This is a genomic window from Pseudomonas sp. NPDC089743, from assembly GCF_044748785.1.
Taxonomy (GTDB): Bacteria; Pseudomonadota; Gammaproteobacteria; order Pseudomonadales; family Pseudomonadaceae; genus Aquipseudomonas; species Aquipseudomonas putida_X.
Map to the genome: position 1 here is coordinate 40752 of NZ_JBIVGS010000007.1, position 18382 is coordinate 59133.

The 18382-nt window shown below is 62.3% G+C and carries 17 protein-coding genes; 11 read left to right on the plus strand and 6 right to left on the minus strand.

Features of this window, described 5'->3' with window-relative positions:
* Positions 1-456, minus strand: coding sequence for a DUF721 domain-containing protein (locus ACIPZC_RS14440; RefSeq protein ID WP_400627626.1), 456 nt, complete (start codon positions 454-456; stop codon positions 1-3).
* A 311-nt stretch (positions 457-767) separates the two neighbouring features.
* Here ACIPZC_RS14440 and secA point away from each other — a divergent pair, with 311 nt between their 5' ends.
* The 4 genes from secA (at position 768) to ACIPZC_RS14460 (ending at position 6613) form a co-directional block, all read left to right on the plus strand.
* Positions 768-3503, plus strand: coding sequence for a preprotein translocase subunit SecA (gene secA, locus ACIPZC_RS14445; protein ID WP_400627628.1), 2736 nt, complete (start codon positions 768-770; stop codon positions 3501-3503).
* Between the two features lie 187 nt (positions 3504-3690).
* The gene (argJ, locus tag ACIPZC_RS14450) at positions 3691-4908 is read left to right on the plus strand and encodes a bifunctional glutamate N-acetyltransferase/amino-acid acetyltransferase ArgJ (RefSeq protein WP_400627630.1); all 1218 of its coding nucleotides are present in this window, start codon (positions 3691-3693) and stop codon (positions 4906-4908) included.
* Between the two features lie 131 nt (positions 4909-5039).
* Entirely contained in the window at positions 5040-5672 is a 633-nt protein-coding gene (locus ACIPZC_RS14455; protein ID WP_400627632.1) for a glutathione S-transferase family protein, read from the plus strand.
* The gene (locus ACIPZC_RS14460; RefSeq protein ID WP_400627634.1) at positions 5669-6613 is read left to right on the plus strand and encodes a Nudix family hydrolase; all 945 of its coding nucleotides are present in this window, start codon (positions 5669-5671) and stop codon (positions 6611-6613) included. Before ACIPZC_RS14455 ends, ACIPZC_RS14460 begins: the two co-directional genes overlap by 4 nt.
* A 40-nt stretch (positions 6614-6653) precedes the next feature.
* Here ACIPZC_RS14460 and ACIPZC_RS14465 read toward each other — a convergent pair whose 3' ends face one another.
* Genes ACIPZC_RS14465 through ACIPZC_RS14475 form a run of 3 tightly spaced genes read right to left on the minus strand, consistent with a single transcriptional unit; the run spans position 6654 to position 10207 of the window.
* On the minus strand, positions 6654-7220 hold the full coding sequence (locus tag ACIPZC_RS14465; protein ID WP_400627636.1) for a cob(I)yrinic acid a,c-diamide adenosyltransferase: 567 nt from the start codon (positions 7218-7220) through the stop codon (positions 6654-6656).
* A 1-nt stretch (position 7221) separates the two neighbouring features.
* Positions 7222-9252 carry an ATP-binding protein gene (locus ACIPZC_RS14470; RefSeq protein WP_400627638.1) on the minus strand — a complete coding sequence of 677 codons (2031 nt, stop codon included), beginning with the start codon at positions 9250-9252 and terminating at the stop codon, positions 7222-7224.
* Between the two features lie 37 nt (positions 9253-9289).
* Positions 9290-10207, minus strand: coding sequence for a putative 2-dehydropantoate 2-reductase (locus ACIPZC_RS14475; RefSeq protein WP_400627640.1), 918 nt, complete (start codon positions 10205-10207; stop codon positions 9290-9292).
* A gap of 102 nt (positions 10208-10309) precedes the next feature.
* Between ACIPZC_RS14475 and ACIPZC_RS14480 the strand changes: the two genes are divergently transcribed.
* From ACIPZC_RS14480 to ACIPZC_RS14490, 3 genes are all read left to right on the plus strand, one after another.
* Positions 10310-10795, plus strand: coding sequence for a YajQ family cyclic di-GMP-binding protein (locus ACIPZC_RS14480; RefSeq protein ID WP_267821180.1), 486 nt, complete (start codon positions 10310-10312; stop codon positions 10793-10795).
* A 113-nt stretch (positions 10796-10908) separates the two neighbouring features.
* Positions 10909-11751, plus strand: a complete 843-nt coding sequence (locus tag ACIPZC_RS14485) for a mechanosensitive ion channel family protein (protein ID WP_400627642.1) — start codon at positions 10909-10911, stop codon at positions 11749-11751.
* Positions 11752-11973: 222 nt separating this feature from the next.
* Entirely contained in the window at positions 11974-13218 is a 1245-nt protein-coding gene (locus ACIPZC_RS14490) for an MFS transporter (protein WP_400627644.1), read from the plus strand.
* A gap of 63 nt (positions 13219-13281) precedes the next feature.
* On the opposite strand, the gene ACIPZC_RS14495 is transcribed toward ACIPZC_RS14490, so the two are convergent.
* A complete protein-coding gene (locus ACIPZC_RS14495; protein WP_400627646.1) occupies positions 13282-14829 on the minus strand; it encodes an AmpG family muropeptide MFS transporter in 1548 nt (515 codons plus the stop codon).
* A 43-nt stretch (positions 14830-14872) separates the two neighbouring features.
* Positions 14873-15226 carry an MGMT family protein gene (locus ACIPZC_RS14500; protein ID WP_241804735.1) on the minus strand — a complete coding sequence of 118 codons (354 nt, stop codon included), beginning with the start codon at positions 15224-15226 and terminating at the stop codon, positions 14873-14875.
* A 152-nt stretch (positions 15227-15378) separates the two neighbouring features.
* Between ACIPZC_RS14500 and ACIPZC_RS14505 the strand changes: the two genes are divergently transcribed.
* The 4 genes from ACIPZC_RS14505 (at position 15379) to ACIPZC_RS14520 (ending at position 18354) form a co-directional block, all read left to right on the plus strand.
* Positions 15379-16389 (plus strand): DUF481 domain-containing protein, encoded by a 1011-nt coding sequence (locus tag ACIPZC_RS14505; RefSeq protein ID WP_267821185.1) that lies wholly within the window; start codon positions 15379-15381, stop codon positions 16387-16389.
* 171 nt (positions 16390-16560) lie between these two features.
* Entirely contained in the window at positions 16561-17292 is a 732-nt protein-coding gene (locus ACIPZC_RS14510) for a DUF2470 domain-containing protein (protein ID WP_349976478.1), read from the plus strand.
* Between the two features lie 66 nt (positions 17293-17358).
* A complete protein-coding gene (locus tag ACIPZC_RS14515) occupies positions 17359-17820 on the plus strand; it encodes an FxsA family protein (RefSeq protein WP_241804738.1) in 462 nt (153 codons plus the stop codon).
* Between the two features lie 240 nt (positions 17821-18060).
* Positions 18061-18354, plus strand: coding sequence for a co-chaperone GroES (locus tag ACIPZC_RS14520; protein ID WP_009395550.1), 294 nt, complete (start codon positions 18061-18063; stop codon positions 18352-18354).
* The last annotated feature ends 28 nt before the right edge of the window (positions 18355-18382 follow it).

Here is an 18382-nt window from a genome sequence, read left to right on the forward strand (position 1 = left end):
TCAATCCTTGCCCTTGGCATGGCTGGCCAGACGTTCCAGTGCTGCGCGCAGCTTGGGGTCGGTGATGCCCTCGGCGGACCCCCGGATGCCTGCGGCGGCATTGTTCGACAGCTCTGTCGTGTTGCCACCCTGCTTGGCCGGAACCAGCGGTGGCTGCACTTTGAACAGGATGCGCCTGAGGTTGCCGAACGCCTCCATGGCCTGCAATGCCGCCAGCAGGCGCTTCTGCTGATAGCGCAGGCGTGTGGCCCAGTGCCCGTCCGTCACCACCAGCAACAGTGTGCCATCGCGCCACGAAGCCACATGGCAGTGCTCGCGGGCAGCCGGTTGCAACTGGCTTTCCAGCAGGCGCTGCAGGTGCGCCAGGCGTTCGGCCTGGTTCAGCAACAGGCGCAGCGGGCGCACCTGGCGCAGCAGTGCTGAAGGGGGCTGGGCGGGGGAGGGTTTGTAGGCCATTGGGCGTCGCATCGGGTTACAAGACCGGCAGTCTAACACCTCCACCGGCCTCCCTGCCGGCGCCCGGGCCATCGCACGCCGGCCGGACAAGAGTCATTCTCGATACGTTTCATGATGCTCCGGGTTGAACTCAGCGAAAATGCCCTTATCTTAGAAAACGCCCCGCCTAAGCGCTGTGCCAGCATCGTGGAAATCCACCACTTTCCTCACCATCGTTTCCGGGTAGAATGCTCGTTCGCATGCGGCCCAAGGGCTGCACGGGCGACTCATGGGGCCGCCCTCCATCCCTACGTGTGGAAGATCCTGCCGATATGTTTGCGCCTTTGTTAAAGAAACTTTTTGGAAGCAAGAACGAGCGTGAAGTGAAACGCATGCTCAAGACGGTGAACATCGTCAATGCCTTCGAAGAGAAAATGGTCGCCCTCTCCGATGAGCAACTGCGCGCCAAAACCGCAGAGTTCAAGGAGCGTCTGGCCAAGGGCGAGACACTGGACCAACTGCTGCCTGAAGCCTTCGCCGTGGCCCGTGAAGCCGGCAAGCGCGTGATGGGCATGCGCCACTTCGATGTTCAGCTGATCGGCGGCATGACCCTGCACGAGGGCATGATCGCAGAAATGCGCACCGGTGAAGGCAAGACCTTGGTCGGTACCCTGGCCGTTTACCTCAACGCCCTTTCCGGCAAAGGGGTGCACGTGGTCACGGTCAACGACTACCTGGCCCGCCGCGACGCCAACTGGATGCGCCCGTTGTATGAGTTCCTCGGCCTGTCGGTCGGCATCGTCTCGGCCTTCCAGCCGCCAGAGGAAAAACGCGCTGCCTATGCGTCCGATATCACCTACGGCACCAACAACGAATTCGGTTTCGACTACCTGCGCGACAACATGGCTTTCAGCCTGGACGAGAAATTCCAGCGTGAACTGAATTTCGCCGTGATCGACGAAGTCGACTCGATCCTCATCGATGAAGCCCGTACGCCGCTGATCATCTCCGGCCAGGCCGAAGACAGTTCCAAGCTGTACATCGAGATCAACCGCCTGATCCCGCGCCTGACCCAGCACATCGAAGAAGTCGAAGGCCAGGTCACCCAGGAAGGCCACTTCACCATCGACGAGAAAAGCCGCCAGGTCGAACTCAACGAAGCCGGTCACCAGTTCATCGAAGATATGCTCACCCAGTCCGGCCTGCTGGCCGAAGGCGAGAGCCTCTATTCGTCGCACAACCTGGGCCTGCTGACTCATGTCTATGCCGGCCTGCGTGCGCACAAGCTGTTCCACCGCAACGTCGAGTACATCGTTCAGGACGGTCAGGTCCTGCTTATCGACGAGCACACCGGCCGGACCATGCCTGGCCGTCGCCTGTCCGAAGGCCTGCACCAGGCCATCGAGGCGAAAGAAAACCTGAACATCCAGGCCGAGAGCCAGACCCTGGCGTCGACCACCTTCCAGAACTATTTCCGCTTGTACACCAAGCTGTCCGGCATGACCGGTACCGCTGACACCGAAGCGTTCGAGTTCCAGTCGATCTACGGCCTGAACGTGATGGTGATCCCGCCGAACAAACCGCTGGCGCGTAAGGATTTCAACGACCTGGTGTACCTGACCGCGGACGAGAAGTACGCCGCGATCATCGCCGACATCAAGGAAAGCATGACCCAGGGCCGTCCGGTGCTGGTGGGTACTGCGACCATTGAAACCTCCGAGCACATGTCGAACCTGCTGAAGCAGGAAGGCATCGAGCACAAGGTCCTGAACGCCAAGTACCACGAAAAGGAAGCCGAGATCATCGCGCAAGCGGGGGCTCCGGGTGCACTGACCATCGCCACCAACATGGCCGGTCGTGGTACCGACATTCTGCTGGGGGGTAACTGGGAATCCGAAGTGGCTGCCCTGGAGAACCCAAGCCCCGAGCAGATCGCCCAGATCAAGGCCGACTGGCAGAAGCGGCACCAGCAGGTGATCGAGTCCGGTGGCCTGCACGTGATCGCCTCCGAACGCCACGAGTCGCGCCGTATCGACAACCAGCTGCGTGGCCGTTCCGGCCGTCAGGGCGACCCGGGTTCCAGCCGCTTCTACCTGTCGCTGGAAGACAGCCTGATGCGTATCTTCGCCTCCGATCGGGTGAAGAATTTCATGAAAGCACTGGGCATGCAGTCCGGTGAGGCCATCGAACACCGCATGGTCACCAACGCCATTGAAAAGGCGCAGCGCAAGGTCGAAGGCCGCAACTTCGATATTCGTAAGCAACTGCTCGAATACGATGACGTGGCCAACGAACAGCGCAAGGTGATCTACCACATGCGCAACAGCCTGCTGGCTGCCGAGAACATCGGTGACACCATCGCCGAGTTCCGCCAGGAAGTGCTCGATGCCACCATCAACCAGCACATCCCGCCGCAGTCGCTGCCCGAGCAGTGGGACGTGGCCGGCCTGGAGGCTTCGCTGGCCAGCGACTTCGCCATCAAGCTGCCGATCCAGCAGTGGCTCGACGAGGACGATCACCTCTACGAGGAGACCCTGCGCGAGAAGCTGTTGAAGGAAATCACCGACGCCTACAACGAGAAGGAAGATCAGGCCGGCATCGACGCCCTGCGTACCTTCGAGAAGCAGATCCTGTTGCGCGTGCTGGACGACCTGTGGAAAGACCACCTGTCGACCATGGACCACCTGCGCCACGGCATTCACCTGCGTGGTTACGCGCAGAAAAACCCGAAGCAGGAGTACAAGCGCGAATCCTTCACCCTGTTCCAGGAATTGCTCGAGTCGATCAAGCGCGACACTATCCGTGTGCTGTCCCACGTTCAGGTACGCCGCGAAGACCCGGTCGAAGAAGAAGCCCGACTGCGCCGCGAAGCCGAAGAACTGGCCAGCCGCATGCAGTTCCAGCACGCCCCTGCGCCCGGCCTTGAGAGCGAGCAACTGAGCGAAGAAGGTGCCGAAGTGGCGGTCGCCGTGGCGCCGGTACGCAACGATCAGAAGCTGGGCCGCAACGAGCCGTGCTGGTGTGGCTCGGGCAAGAAGTTCAAGCATTGCCATGGTCAGATCGAGTGATCTGAACGGGCGTTTGTAAAAGCCGGGGGCCGCAGTGCGGCCCTTTCGCGACACAAGGCCGCTCTCACACATCGCGCTCGCCCACGGGTTGGCGCGGTCCCTGTAGGAGCGGCCTTGTGCCGCACATGGGGCGCGAAGCGGCCCTGCTCTTCCCTTATCACTTCACCGTTTTTCTAGGAGCGCTCTAATGGCTGTTGGTCTTGGTCCTTTGCCCACCCTGCATCCGGTTCCGGGTTTTGAACTCGGCATCGCTTCTGCCGGCATCAAGCGCCCAGGGCGCAAGGATGTGGTGGTCATGCGCTGCGCCGAGGGCTCCAGCGTGGCAGGCGTATTCACCCTCAACGCCTTCTGCGCAGCACCGGTGATCCTCGCCAAGCAACGTGTTCAGGGCACTGTGCGTTACCTGCTGACCAACACTGGCAACGCCAACGCAGGTACCGGTGCGCCGGGGCTGGCCGCCGCTGAGCGTACCTGCGCCAAGCTGGCGGAACTGGCCGGCGTGCCTGCCGAGTCGGTGTTGCCATTCTCCACCGGTGTGATCGGAGAGCCGCTCCCGGTCGAAAAGATCGAAGGTGCCCTGCAGGCCGCTTTGGACAACCTGTCGGAAAATAACTGGGCTGAAGCCGCCACGGGCATCATGACCACCGACACCCTGCCCAAGGGTGCCAGCCGTCAGTTCCAGCACGAAGGCGTCACCGTGACGGTCACCGGTATCAGCAAAGGCGCCGGCATGATCCGCCCGAACATGGCCACCATGCTCGGCTATATCGCCACCGACGCCAAAGTCGCCCCGGCCGTGCTCAAGGACCTGATGCTCGACGGCGCCAACAAGTCGTTCAACCGCATCACCATCGATGGCGACACCTCGACCAATGACTGCTGCATGCTGATCGCCACGGGCAAAGCGGGCCTGCCGGAAGTCACCGAGGCCAGCGGCGCGTTGTTCGACGCACTGAAGAAGGCGGTGTTCGAAGTGTGCATGGAAGTGGCCCAGGCCATCGTCCGTGACGGCGAAGGCGCTACCAAGTTCGTGACCGTGCAGGTCAATGGCGGTGGCAACCATCAGGAATGCCTGGATGTCGGTTACGCTGTGGCTCACTCGCCGCTGATCAAGACCGCGCTGTTCGCCTCCGACCCGAACTGGGGCCGCATCCTCGCTGCCGTAGGGCGCGCCGGTGTGCCTGCGCTGGATGTAAGCCTGATCGACGTGTACCTCGACACTGTGTGTATCGCCAGCAAAGGTGGCCGCAGCCCGAGTTATACCGAAGAGCAGGGCTCGGCGGTGATGGCCCAGGAAGAGATCACCATCCGTATCGAGCTGGGCCGTGGCCAGTGCAGCGAAACCATCTGGACCACCGACCTGTCCCACGAATACGTGAAGATCAACGCCGAATACCGTACCTGATCCAACGGCCTCATCGCCGGCGCGCCGCCTCCCACAGTCATTGCACTGAGCAGCAGGGAGCCGGCTAGCCGGCGACAGGCTGCACTGCAGCCTCAGGCCCACCGACATTGCCACATCATCGGAGCCGACCCATGAGCTATCACCTGATCATCGGCGACAAGCTGTATTCTTCCTGGTCGCTACGCGGCGCCCTGGCGCTTGAGCTGGCCGGCGTTCCCTATGAAGAGACCCTGATCAAACTCGACCAGCCCGACACCCGTCAGCGCCTTCTCGCATTTTCCTCAACCGGCAAGGTGCCGCTGCTCAAGACCGAGCACGGGGTGATCGCCGACTCCCTGGCCATCGCCGAATACCTCAACGAGCGCCACCCCGAGGCGCAGCTGTGGCCTGTCGATATTGCCGCCCGTGCCCAGGCCCGTTCGGCCTGCGCGCAGATGCACAGCGGTTTCTTCGCCCTGCGTGGCGCCATGCCGTTCGATCTTTCCCGGGACGAGGCGCTGGAAAACATCCCGCTGGATGTGCAGGTGGATATCGACCGTGTCGTCGCGCTGTGGTCCGAATGCCGTCTGGTGGCCAAGGACAGTGGCCCGTTCCTGTTCGGCAAGCCGACCCTGGCCGATGCCTTCTTCGCTCCGGTTGCCGTGCGTCTGCGCGCTTACCGTGTAGAGGTGCCAGCGCAGGCTGCGAGCTATGTCGAAACCATTTACCAATGGCCAGCCTTCAAGGCCTGGCAGCAAGCAGGCCTGGCGGAGCGTGAAGGGTGAAACGGATTCATGTAGCAGCAGGGGTCATTCGCGGTACAGACGGCCGCATCCTCATTGCCCGACGCGCCGGCAGCCAGCATCAGGGCGGCCTGTGGGAATTCCCCGGCGGTAAGGTGGAGGAGGGCGAAAGCGTCGAAGCGGCGCTGGCTCGGGAGCTTCGCGAAGAGCTGGGAATCCAGGTGACCCGTTCTCGGGCGCTGATCAAGGTCAGCCACGACTACCCGGACAAGCAGGTATTGCTCGATGTCCGTGAGGTCGAAGCGTTCACCGGCGAACCCCATGGCGCTGAAGGCCAGCCGCTGGCCTGGGTGTCGCCAAGGGACTTGCCACAGTATGAGTTCCCCGAGGCCAACAAGCCGATCGTGGCCGCCGCGCGCCTGCCCGATCAGTACTTGATCACCCCGGACGGCCTGGACGTGCCCGAGCTGCTCAAGGGGATACAGAAGGCAGTCGCCGCCGGTATCCGCCTGATCCAGTTGCGTGCGCCGGACATGTACGACCCCAAGTACCGCGATGTGGCGGTGGATGCAGTGGGGCTATGTGCGGGCAAGGCCCAGTTGATGCTCAAGGGGCCGCTGGAGTGGTTGGGCGACTTCCCCTCGGCTGGCTGGCACCTGACGGCTGCGCAACTGCGTAAATATGCCGCCAAGGGTCGGCCTTTCCCTAAAGAGCGTTGGCTGGCAGCGTCCTGCCACAGTGCTGAAGAGCTGGCGCTGGCTGAGCAGATGGGCGTGGATTTCGTCACGCTGTCGCCAGTGCAGGCGACGCAGACCCATCCTGACGCCGCGCCGCTGGGGTGGGATGAGGCTCAGCGCTTGATTGCCGGCTTCGGCAAGCCGGTGTTCCTGCTCGGTGGTGTAGGGCCACAGGCGCGTGAGCAGGCCTGGGAAGCCGGGGCGCAAGGTGTTGCCGGGATTCGGGCCTTTTGGCCTGAGACCTGAACCGGCTATCGCAGGGGCTGCCACGCAGCCCCTTGCGGTTTCAGCCTGCTGGCTTTCGCGCAGCCTGCCACAACACTTCGGCAATGCCCTGCCGCCGCCCGATGATCCGCGCCGCCACGAACAGCAGATCGGAAAGGCGATTGATATACGCCAGCCCCACACCTTCCAGAGGCTCAACCGCATTCAATTGCTGGCAGCGTCGCTCCGCACTGCGCGCCAGGCTTCGGCAGACGTGCGCCTGGGCGACCAGCGCCGAGCCACTGGGCAGGATAAAGTTCGTCAGCGGTCCCAGCTCCTCGTTCCACTCATCGATGGCGGCCTCAAGCCGTTGTACCTCGGCCTCGTTCAATGCCTTGTAACTGGGCATCGCCAACTCGCCGCCGAGGTCGAACAGGCGATGCTGGCAAGGCGCCAGAACCTCGCTGACCTCATCCAGGCCTTGTTCTGCCAAACCGGCCAGCAACAGCCCAAGCTGGCTGTTGAGGCTGTCCACCTCGCCGATGGCCTCGATCCGCGGATGGTCCTTGGGCACTCTGCGCCCATCGCCCAGGCCGGTTTCACCTGTGTCGCCGGTGCGGGTGTAGATTTTCGACAGGCGATAGCCCATGTCATGTCTCCGTCTGGTTCGGGGCCGCCGCAGAGGGCTGACCGAGGGGCAGGCGCAGGGTGAAGCAAGTGCCCTGGCCGGGCGTGGAATGCACTTCCATCTGCCCCTTGTGGTTATTGGTGATGATGAAGTAGGAAACCGACAACCCGAGCCCGGTGCCCTGGCCGATTTCCTTGGTGGTGAAGAACGGCTCGAAGGTGCGCTTGCGGACTGCTTCGGGCATGCCGACGCCGTTGTCCTCGACCTGGATCTCGGCCCACGGGGGGCTGAGCCGGGTGCGCAAGGTGATCCTTCCTGGCTCGCAGGGTTGAGGCCGTTGGTGAATGGCTTGGGCGGCATTCTTCAGCAGGTTGAGCAGCACTTGCTCCAGCTCGTTGGCGGTGCACGGCACCGGCCCCAGGTTGGGGTCGAACTGACGGACAATGGCCTGGCCTTTGAAATCGAAACCGATGGCCAGGTCGAAGTCGTTACCGGCGATTTCCACGGCCTGGTCGATCAAAGCCGGCAGGTCACAGGGTGCCAGTTGGCGGTTGCTGCGGCGGCTGAAACTGAGCATATGGGTTACGATCTTGGCCGCCCGGGCGCCGGCCTGCTGAATGCCATCCAGCAGTTGCGGTACTTCGCGGCTCTCCAGGTAGCGATTGACGCTGGGCAGGTCGATGCCCAGCTCGTCGGCTTGCTCCTGGTTGCGTGGCAGCTCCGGTGACAATCGCCTGCGGATGTTCTGCACGTTATGCAGGATCGCCCCCAGGGGGTTGTTGATTTCGTGCGCCATGCCGGCCGCCAGGCCGCCGACCGAAAGCATCTTTTCAGATTGCACCATCATCTCCTCCAGCGACAGGCGCTGGGTGATGTCGTCGATGCGGATGACCACGCCGCGACCGCCGCCACCCATCAGTGGATAGAAGGTCAGGGCGTAGTGGCGCAAGTCATCGCCTTTGGCCCAGGTCACCCGCTCGATCTTGGCGACACGGTGTTTTTCCACGGTTTCCTTGAGCTGCGGCAGGAACGGCTTGAGCGGCTCGAAAGCGATGAAGATCGGCTGATTCAGCGCTTCGTCCAGCGGTGTGCCGGAGAGCACCGTGGCCTCGTGATTCCACTGGGTGACATAGAGCTGCTCGTCGAGGGCGATCAGCGCCGAAGGCATGGAGTCGATGATGCTATTGAGATAATTCTGAAAGCCGGTGAGTTTTTTCTCGATCTTGCTGCGCACCTGGACTTCCAGTTCCAGCTTGCGGTTGGTATGGCGGGTTTCCTCGGCCAGGCCCTGGGCCTGATCGTAAGCGTCCTGGAATTCGTCGCGGGTGCGCTTGAGTTGCTGCTCGCGCGCCTCGATGCGCGATAGCATCGTGTTGAAGGCATCGGCGAGGCTGCCGATCTCATCGTCGTTGCCCCGTTTGGCGCGCAGCGCGTAGCTTTCTTCGCGGGTGACCTGGCGGCTGAGCTCTTCGAGCTGATTGATCGGCTGCGTGATCAGGCGCTTGATCTGCCGGGCGATGACCAGCCATAACAGAATGCTGAATACCAGGATCGCCAGGCTGGCACTCAGGGTGCCGGTATAGAACGCGGTGGGCAGTTCGCTGCTGGCCACCAGCAGCAGGTGTGCGGGCGGGCGGGCATCACGGGGGATACGGATCAGTTCGGTGCTGCGAAATTCCATCAAGCGCCAGCTGTCGATGTTTCGATAGCGCTTGGGTAGGGCAAGCGGGTCGCCATGTTGCAATTGGGCCAGCATGCGACCATCGCCACCATAGACCGCCGCAGCGCGCAGCGGCGTATAGCTGTCCAGCTCTTTGAGCAGTGCCGTGGCAGCGTCTGGGGATTCGCCGGCGCGTGCGGCCAGCTGAGGGTTGGCGACCAGGCGGCCAATGGTCTGCAACGCTTGCGGCGCCATGCTCTCCTGGGTGATCCAGTAGGCGGCGCTGATGAAGGTCAGGTTGGCCACCAGCAGGATGGTCACCAGCAGCACCAGCAGGGCGGCCAGCAGCTTCTGCCCGACCGGGAGGTTTTCCAGGCGTTGGCGCAAGGTCATGGGCTAGGCAATGTCCGTATCCGGTTGATGGGGCGCGTCAGGCGCTTGGCAAGCCACGAGCACGCAGGTTATCGACCAGTCTCTGGTGCAGGTGTTCCAGCCGAGGCAGCTCCATGCCATGGCGCGTGGCTGCGCGGCAGGCGTGGCCAAGAAGGTAGTGCACCTCGGTACGCCGGCCAGCACGCACATCCTGATACATGGAAGAGTAGTTGGCTGACGTGGCGAGAATCACCCGATGGACTTCTTCGCCCAGATCATCGGCAGCTTGGGGCTGGCCACAGCGGCCCAGCAGCTCGCCCAGTTCTGCTATCAGCCCATCGATTTCGCCAAGATGCCCCAGCAGCCCGCCGTTCTGGCAGTCATGCAGTACGGTCAGCGGGTTTATCGCGCAATTGAGCGCAAGTTTGCGCCACAGGCGGGTCAGTATGTCCACGGTCCATTGAGCCGGGATGCCGGCGTCGTGGAGCTCGTCGAACCACTCCGGCGCGGCGGGGTTGGCCGGGTCGCCCAGCCAGTTGAAACCGTGGCCGGCGAAGCGTACCCGCCAGTCGTCCTCGCGGAACGCACCCTCGGTGCTGGAGGCGAAGATGCAGCGGGCCAGCGGTACCTGATCGGCGACTTCGTCCTGGCTGCCCAGGCCGTTCTGCAGCAGCACGATTTCAGCGCCAGCGGCCAGGCGCGGGGCCAGTTGTGCGATGGCAGGTGCTGCGTCGTAGGCCTTGCACGCCACCAGCAGGCGGTGCACCGGCCCGTTGGCATCGGCGGTTTCGGCAGGGATCGCGTAATGATTGGCGTGGTCCTGTTCGACCAGGGTCAAGCCGCCAGCCTGTTCATAGGCCTGCAATCGCTGACGATCGCGCAGAATCAGGCGCACCGCCTTGCCGGCGCGTGCCAGCCGGCAAGCCCAGAGGGTGCCGAGGCTACCGGCGCCGAGAATATGCCAGGTGCTGCTCATCTGCGTTTCGCAACCCGTTATAATAAGCCCGCATTTTAACCTTCAAACCCCGACGCGCTCCATCTTCAGACTGAGCGCGCTTTTATTTTATGGAGAACAACCATGCCTTCGTTCGACGTGGTATCGGAACTGGACAAGCACGAAGTGCAGAACGCTGTGGAAAACGCCATCAAGGAGCTCGACCGTCGTTACGACCTCAAAGGCAAGGGCAGCTTCGAGTTCAAGGACAAGGAACAGACCGTAATGCTGACTGCCGAGGCTCAGTTCCAGCTCGAAGCGATGATCGAAATCCTGCGGCTGGCGCTGGTCAAGCGCAAGATCGACGTCAAATGCCTGGAAGTCAAAGACGCCTACGCCTCGGGCAAGGAAATGAAGCAGGAAGCCACGTTCCGCGAAGGCATCGACAAAGAGCTGGCCAAGAAAATCGTTGCCCACATCAAGGATGCCAAGCTCAAGGTCCAGGCTGCCATCCAGGGTGAGCAGGTGCGTGTGACCGGCAAGAAGCGGGATGACCTGCAGGAAGCCATCGCTGCCTTGCGTGCCAAAGAGTTCGACATGCCGCTGCAGTTCAACAACTTCCGCGACTGATCCTGGTGTCACCAGGAACCCCGATGGCGCAATGATGTCCATGGGGGTCATGGCCGCTGATAGTGTGGTGGCCGGTTTTACGTGTACGTGCCGTTCGGTACCAGGAGATGAACATGGATTTGAACGCTGAAGTCGATCAGCTGGTCCGCCAGTCGCAGACCTGGATCCCTTTGATCATGGAATACGGCAGCCGTGTGCTGCTGGCACTGCTGACCCTGGCGGTCGGCTGGTGGATCGTCAACAAGGTCAGCGCCCGCCTGGGCAAACTGGTGGGGCTGCGTAACGCCGACCTGGCGCTGCAGGGCTTCATCAGCACCTTGGCCAACATCGTGCTGAAAGTGCTGCTGGTGGTCAGCGTGGCGTCGATGATCGGCATCGAAACCACCTCCTTCGTCGCTGCCATCGGTGCCGCCGGCCTGGCCATCGGCCTGGCCTTGCAGGGCAGCCTGGCGAACTTCGCTGGCGGCGTGCTGATCCTGATGTTCCGCCCGTTCCGCATCGGCGACTGGATCGAGGCGCAGGGCGTGGCGGGAACGGTAGACAGCATTCAGATTTTCCACACCGTGTTGCGCACCGGTGACAACAAGACAGTGATCATGCCTAACGGCAGCCTGTCCAACGGCATCATCACCAACACCAACCGTCAGCCGACCCGCAAGGTGGTGTTCGACGTGGGTGTGGATTACGAGGCCGACCTGCAGGTGGCGCGCAACGTCCTGCTCGAGCTTGCGCAGGACCCTCGCGTGTTGGCTGACCCTGCGCCGCAGGCCGTGGTGTCGACCCTGGGTGACAGCTCGATCACCGTTTCGCTGCGCCTGTGGACCAAGACCAGCGATTACTGGGATGTGATGTTCATGCTCAATGAACATGCGCGTGATCGCCTGAAGGCTGAAGGCATCGACATTCCGTTCCCGCAGCGGGTGATTCGAGTGGTCCAGGAGCCAGCCGTGCAGTAACGCTCCGGGTTCTGACAGGGGGGCCGCCGTGCGGCCCAATCGCCGGCGAGCCGGCTCTCACAGGTAATGCACTGCGCCGGATGTTTGCAGTGAGCCTGTGGGGGCCGGCTAGCCGGCGATTGGGGCGCGCAGCGGCCCCTTGTCGTTACACTTGTTCACAGCCAAGCCGCGTCATTTCTGGCATATAGCCTAGCCCCACCTGCCTTTGCACCGATACTCACCATGAAACCATTGCTGTACATCACCCCTCTCAGAGCCCTGTTGTTCGGCCTGACCCTGGCCCTGTTCGAACTGCTGACCTACCTTGCCAGCGACGCTGTCATGCCGGCCATGCCGGTGGTGGTCGATCACCTGAACGCCAGCCCCGACTACATCCCGCACGCATTGAACCTTTACCTGCTTGGTGGTGTGGTACTGCAGTGGCTGATCGGCCCGCTGGCCGACCGTTATGGTCGTCGTCCACTGCTGCTGGCCGGTTGCGCGCTGTTTGGTGCCGCTTGCCTGGCCACCTATTGGGTGCAGGACATTGGCCTTTTCAACCTGCTGCGGCTACTGCAGGGCATCGGCCTGGGCTTTGTGGTGACGGTCAGCTACCCGGCCCTGAACGAAGCGTTCAGCGAGGCCGATGCGGTGCGGATGATGGCGTTGCTGGCCAATATTGCCTTGCTGTCGCCACTGCTCGGCCCGCTGGTGGGTACCTTGATGTTGCAATGGCTGGACTGGCGCTGGCTGTTCGTGGCGTTCGCCGCTGGTGCGGTGCTGGTGTGGGGGCTGCTGTACCGCTTGATGCCCGAGACCTTGGGTGTGGAGCGGCGCGACGGCTCCCGCCTGCCGTTCACCCCGATCCACCTGCTGCCGCTACTGGCGGGCTATGGCCAGTTGCTGGCCAACCGGCGTTTCGTCGCCGGCAGCGCGGCGTTGGGCCTGGTGGGCCTGCCGCTGATCGGCTGGATCGGCCTCTCTCCCGTGTTGCTTATCCACGACGAGGGGCTAAGCACGATGGAATACGCCCTGTGGCAGTTGCCGGTATTCGGTGGGCTGATCCTGGGTAACCTGATCATCAACCGCATCGCTGACCGCTATCCGCTGCCGGCGCTGGTGCGCGGCGCGCTGTGGCCGTACCTGGCAGGTTTGGGCCTGATGGTGCTGGCCACCTGGTACTGGCCCAGCGTGACCAGCGTGGTGGCGGGCATGTCGCTGTATGCGCTGGGCCTGGGCGTGGCCAATGCGGTGCTGTACCGCATGACGCTGTTCTCCAGCGATCAGAGCAAAGGGTTGGTGTCTGCGATGCTGGGGATGATCACCATTGCCTTGTTGGGCCTGGGCGGGGCGCTCATGGCCATGATCGGGGCGGGGGCGAGCTTGATGCACTTCGCACTGGCGGCAGGGGTAGCGGGGGCGCTGGCGCTCTGGCCGTTGTGGTCTGTGGTAGGTGGCCGGCCTGATGAGGGTGCTGTCGCTCAGTAGCGATAGCAGTGGCCCCATTGCCGGCAAGCCGGCGACGGGGCTGGTAACGTCCGCGAGTGTCCCTCAGGGCTGTTCGGTTGCCGAGTTATCCACCGGTGCCTGTTTCCCGCGGCCCGCTTCCTGTCGCCATTGCAAGGCGATCAGGATCAGGGTCGGTACACCCAGCAGGGCGGTGATCAGGAAGAAGTCGTGATAACCGAACTTCTCGACGATCACCCCCGAATAGCCGCCGATCAGGCGTGGCAACAACAGCATGATAGAGCTCAGCAGGGCATATTGCGTGGCCGAGAACTTCAGGTTGGTCAGGCTCGACAGGTAGGCGACGAACGCCGATGTCGCCAGGCCCGAGCTGAAGTTGTCCAGGGAAATGGTCACCACCAGCATTTGCAGGTTCGGCCCCATGTCGGCCAGCATCAGGAACAGGATGTTGGTCGCCGCCGAAGCCGCACCGCCGATGAACAGGATCGGCAGGATGCCGAAGCGCACGATCAGCAGCCCACCTGCGCCTGCGCCCACCAGGGTCATGATCAGGCCGAAGATCTTGCTGACGCTGGCAATCTGGTCCTTGGTGAAGCCCATGTCGATGTAAAACACGTTGGCCATGACGCCCATCACCGTGTCCGACATCCGGTAGGTGGCTATCAGCCCCAGCAGCAGCAGGGCCTGCCAGCGGTAACGGGTGATGAAATCATTGACTGGCGTCAGCACTGGCGCCAGGCCGCGACGGCCCATGCCCGACAAGCACGCCCAGCTCAGCAGTACATAGAGAATCAGGCGCAGGAAGGCGCGGTCTTCGAGCAGCAGGTCCAGTGGTGTGGCATCGCCAAAGATGACGCTGGCCCAATCGGTGTTGAACAGCTGGGTGAAGCTTGCCGGCACCGATACCAACAGGATGATCAGCACGAACACCGAAGCCAGTTGGTGGATAAGCCCGTAGCGCGCTGCCGACAACTGGGTGCGCAGGGGCACGGGAGGTTCGCGCATCACCAGCGTGGTGAACAGCGCCGGCAGCATCATCACACCGAACAGGACGTAAGTGCCGGCCCAGGCCTTGTGCAGGTAGCTGAAGCCGGTGGAACCGAACCATTCGGCAAAGAACAGGGCGCCAGCGGTGGCGAGCAGCGCAGCGATCCGGTAACCGGCCATGTAGCTTGCGGCCAGGGCGGCCTGACGTTGATCGTCGGCAATCTCCAGGCGGTAGGCGTCGACCGCGATGTCCTGGGTGGCAGACGCGAACGCGACCAGCACGGCCAGAGCGATCAGCCACGACAGGTGCTGTTGCGGGTCACACAAGCTCATGCCCACCAGGCCGATCACCACCAGTGCCTGTGACAGCAACAGCCACGAGCGCCGGCGACCCAACCCACCGAGCAGCGGCAGCCGCCACTGATCGAGCAGCGGGGACCATACCCATTTGAAGGCATAGGCCAGGCCGATCAGGCTGGCATAGCCAATGGTTTCGCGCGCCACGCCAGCTTCGCGCAGCCACACCGACAGGGTCGAAAACACCAGCATGTAGGGCAGACCGGCAGCAAAGCCGAGCAGCAGAAGCACCAGGGTTGACGGGCTGGCATAGGCAGCGAGCGCAGCGCGCCAGGTTTTACGGGGCATGGGCCAACATCTGCCTCAAGTTTGCGAAAACAAAACGCGCACTCTAACCGCTGTGCTCCATCGGGCGCCAGCCATGGCGCATCATATCCACACGATTATTGGCTACATTCACGCCCTCCGCACGCAGCCGCGCCCTTTGTTCGTCACCCGATGGCGTGCCCAGCGCCAGGCTGAGACGGCCGCCGGCACCCAGCACACGGTGCCACGGCAGGCGCGTGTCCGCAGGAAGCTGGCCAAGGGTCCTGCCAACCCAACGCGCCGCTCGGCCAAGCCCTGCCAATTCGGCGAGCTGACCGTAGCTGACCACCTTGCCGGCAGGCACCTGGCCAAGTACCGAATAAAGCGCCGTTCGTCGGGCCTCGGGTGTTTCCAGCGCGTGCTCATATCCCTCAGACATCCCGGCAGCCCTGGCCTGAAGTGAAACCGGACCAATGGCCACGGTAAATGCGTATTGAACTCAACGCCATGGTGGTGGGTCTTTCCTTGCTCTGGTCGTCCGCATCCGGATAATGCCCGGCTCATTCGTCTAATCGAACCTGTATTTCGCTTATGCATTCTAGATCCTTGCTGTGCCTGCTGACCGTTTCCTTGTGCGCTTCTTCTGCGTTCGCCGACACCGTGTGGATGAAGAACGGTGACCGCTTGAGCGGCAAGATTCGCGTTTTTGACGGTGGCAAGTTGTTGCTGGAGACCCCGTACGGTGGCTCTATCTCGCTGGACTGGAAACAGGTTCAGACCTTGGAGAGCGACCAGGAGTTGCTGGTCAAGCAGGATGCCTACAACGGGGAACGGGCCAAGTCGTTGAAGGCCGCTGAACCGGGCAAGGTGACCCTGGCCAATGGTGACGCGCCCAAGACTGTCGAGCTTGCCAGCATCGAGCAGATCATGAAGCCCAAGCCTGTGGTCGAGGACTTGGTCTGGAAAGGTAATGTCGATGCCGCGCTGGACTATAAACGCGCGGAGAACGATACCGATGACTATGACATCGGCTTCAAGACCACGGCCCGCCATGGCCGTTGGCGGCACAACGCTGAAGGCGAGTACAACCGCGAGACCAAGGATGAGGTCACCACGACCAACAACTGGAGCGCGGAGTACGCGCTCGATCGCTTCATCACCGAGAAGTGGTTCTGGCAGGGGCGTTTAGAATACAAGCGTGATCACATCGAGGATCTGGCGCGCCAGCGCACCGTGGGTACCGGCCCCGGTTACCAGTTCTGGGATGACGAACTGGGCGCGTTCTCGCTCGGCTCTTTGATCAACCGCACCGACTTCGAATACCAGGATGGCAGCAAGGACAACTTCTATGCGGCAGCGGTGAAGTGGGACTACACCCGTTATCTGATCGGCAAGAATGTCCAGCTGTTCACCAACGGTGAGTTCGCCAAGCCTCTGGGTGGCGTAGCCGACTATTCGCTCGATGCGGAGGTGGGGCTGCGCTACAAAGTGACCGAATGGGCCTCGCTCAACCTCAAGGCTGAAAAGGACATCATCACTGGCACGCGTGAGAGTGACCTGGACAAGACGCGCTACACCGCAGGTTTTGGCGTGACCTGGTAAGGGCAGCCGCAAGCTCCAAGCTGCAAGCTGCAAGCTGCAAGCTGCAAGCTGCAAGCTGCAAGCGAAAGCAGATGGCATGGCGCCCCGCTCCCGCTTTTTCTTGCAGCTTGAAGCTTGAAGCTTGAAGCTTGAAGCTTAAGGGCCCCCTAGCCCCCTGCCGAGGAGTAAGACGTGAGTCAAAAGGCCATCCGCCCCGCCCGGGAACTGCTGCTCAAGGAGTACCGCGGTGTACTCTCGACCCATTCCAAGTCCATGCCTGGCTTCCCTTTCGGCTCTGTGGTGCCCTACTGCCTGGATGCCGAGGGCAACCCGCTGATCCTCATCAGCCGCATCGCCCAGCACACCCACAACCTGCAGAAAGACCCAAAGTGCTCCTTGCTGGTGGGGGAACGAGAGGCTGAGGACGTGCAGGCCGTGGGCCGCCTGACCATCATGGCCGAGGCGCACAAACTGCTGGACGAAGCGGCCGTCGACGCCGCTGCCGAACGCTACTACCGTTACTTCCCCGATGCCGCCAACTACCACAAGGCGCACGACTTCGACTTCTGGGTGCTGCAGCCGGTGCGTCATCGGTACATAGGTGGCTTCGGGGCGATCCACTGGCTCGACCAGGTGACGCTGGCCAATCCCTTCGCCGGCAAGGCCGAGGCCAGCATGATCGAGCACATGAACAGCGACCATGCCAACGCCATCGCCCACTACGTAGCATTGAGCGATTTGCCGCGCAGTGCGCCAGCGCAGTTGGTCGGCATCGACAGTGAAGGCATGCACCTGCGTATCGGCCAAGGTATCCACTGGCTGGCTTTTCCAAGCAATTGCAATACGCCGACACAAGTTCGCGAGGCCTTGGTTTTACTGGCGCGCGCCGACCAATGGCCGGCCCCGGCAGAAATCGAAGCTTGAAAAAGCGAGCGCACGCATCCATCTGATGGTCTTAAAGGAAGATAGTCTTCCGTCGAGGAATCCTTGATGCGTGCTTTTCTACTGCTGTTTCTGCTTTTCCCTGTGCTGGAGTTGTTCGTCTTCGTCAAGGTCAGCGCAGCCATCGGTTTCTTCCCGGCGCTGCTGCTGATCATCGCAGGCTCCGCCCTGGGTGTGCTGGTCATGCGTGTGGCCGGCCTGGCCACTGCCTTGCGTGCCCGTGAAAGCCTGCAACGTGGCGAACTGCCTGCCGAGGACATGTTCCAGGGCCTGATGCTGGCGGTGGGCGGTGGCCTGCTGCTGCTCCCGGGCTTCATCAGTGACGTGCTGGGCCTGCTCTGCCTGTTGCCCTTCACCCGCCACTTTGCCGCGCGCAAGATGCGTCAGCGTGCCGAGGCCCAGGCCATGCGTCAGCGGGCGTTTCAGGATGACCCCTTTCAGGCACAGCCGCGCGACAGCGGCCACCGGCCCAATGTGATCGAAGGCGAGTACGAACGTCGCGACAAATAGACATCCCTGGGGCCGCTTTGCGGCCCCAGGCATTTCTGCTCGTTGAAAAAATTTCTGCAGCAAGCCTTGTAATTGATCCTGCCGGCCTCATGTATGTGGTCACCGCAAGGTTTCTGGTGGCAACACCGGACAATACACAGGTGGTTCGCCCGTCGCGGGCCACCCCGGCAACGCCGGACCGCATCAACCCGCCGGTGTCGACACCGGCCGATGAAAACCACAAATTGGGAGAGATCGACAATGAAGCTTCGTCCTCTGCATGACCGCGTAGTCATCCGTCGCAGCGAAGAAGAATCGAAAACCGCTGGCGGTATCGTCCTGCCGGGTTCGGCCGCTGAAAAACCAAACCGTGGCGAAGTTGTCGCCGTCGGCACCGGTCGCATCCTGGACAACGGCGAAGTACGTGCGCTGGCCGTCAAAGTGGGTGACAAAGTGGTTTTCGGCCCTTACTCGGGCAGCAACACCGTGAAAGTCGATGGCGAAGACCTGCTGGTAATGAGCGAGAACGAAATCCTCGCCGTTGTCGAAGGCTGATTTACCCGACTTCCCGTTACTCCAAAGA

Excerpts from the sequence above, each read along its gene's own strand:
- ACIPZC_RS14440 (WP_400627626.1), bottom strand. The coding sequence starts at position 456 with ATGGCCTACAAACCCTCCCCCGCCCAGCCCCCTTCAGCACTGCTGCGC.
- secA (WP_400627628.1), top strand. The coding sequence starts at position 768 with ATGTTTGCGCCTTTGTTAAAGAAACTTTTTGGAAGCAAGAACGAGCGT.
- argJ (WP_400627630.1), top strand. The coding sequence starts at position 3,691 with ATGGCTGTTGGTCTTGGTCCTTTGCCCACCCTGCATCCGGTTCCGGGT.
- ACIPZC_RS14455 (WP_400627632.1), top strand. The coding sequence starts at position 5,040 with ATGAGCTATCACCTGATCATCGGCGACAAGCTGTATTCTTCCTGGTCG.
- ACIPZC_RS14465 (WP_400627636.1), bottom strand. The coding sequence starts at position 7,220 with ATGGGCTATCGCCTGTCGAAAATCTACACCCGCACCGGCGACACAGGT.
- ACIPZC_RS14470 (WP_400627638.1), bottom strand. The coding sequence starts at position 9,252 with ATGACCTTGCGCCAACGCCTGGAAAACCTCCCGGTCGGGCAGAAGCTG.
- ACIPZC_RS14475 (WP_400627640.1), bottom strand. The coding sequence starts at position 10,207 with ATGAGCAGCACCTGGCATATTCTCGGCGCCGGTAGCCTCGGCACCCTC.
- ACIPZC_RS14480 (WP_267821180.1), top strand. The coding sequence starts at position 10,310 with ATGCCTTCGTTCGACGTGGTATCGGAACTGGACAAGCACGAAGTGCAG.
- ACIPZC_RS14485 (WP_400627642.1), top strand. The coding sequence starts at position 10,909 with ATGGATTTGAACGCTGAAGTCGATCAGCTGGTCCGCCAGTCGCAGACC.
- ACIPZC_RS14490 (WP_400627644.1), top strand. The coding sequence starts at position 11,974 with ATGAAACCATTGCTGTACATCACCCCTCTCAGAGCCCTGTTGTTCGGC.
- ACIPZC_RS14495 (WP_400627646.1), bottom strand. The coding sequence starts at position 14,829 with ATGCCCCGTAAAACCTGGCGCGCTGCGCTCGCTGCCTATGCCAGCCCG.
- ACIPZC_RS14500 (WP_241804735.1), bottom strand. The coding sequence starts at position 15,226 with ATGTCTGAGGGATATGAGCACGCGCTGGAAACACCCGAGGCCCGACGA.
- ACIPZC_RS14505 (WP_267821185.1), top strand. The coding sequence starts at position 15,379 with ATGCATTCTAGATCCTTGCTGTGCCTGCTGACCGTTTCCTTGTGCGCT.
- ACIPZC_RS14515 (WP_241804738.1), top strand. The coding sequence starts at position 17,359 with ATGCGTGCTTTTCTACTGCTGTTTCTGCTTTTCCCTGTGCTGGAGTTG.
- ACIPZC_RS14520 (WP_009395550.1), top strand. The coding sequence starts at position 18,061 with ATGAAGCTTCGTCCTCTGCATGACCGCGTAGTCATCCGTCGCAGCGAA.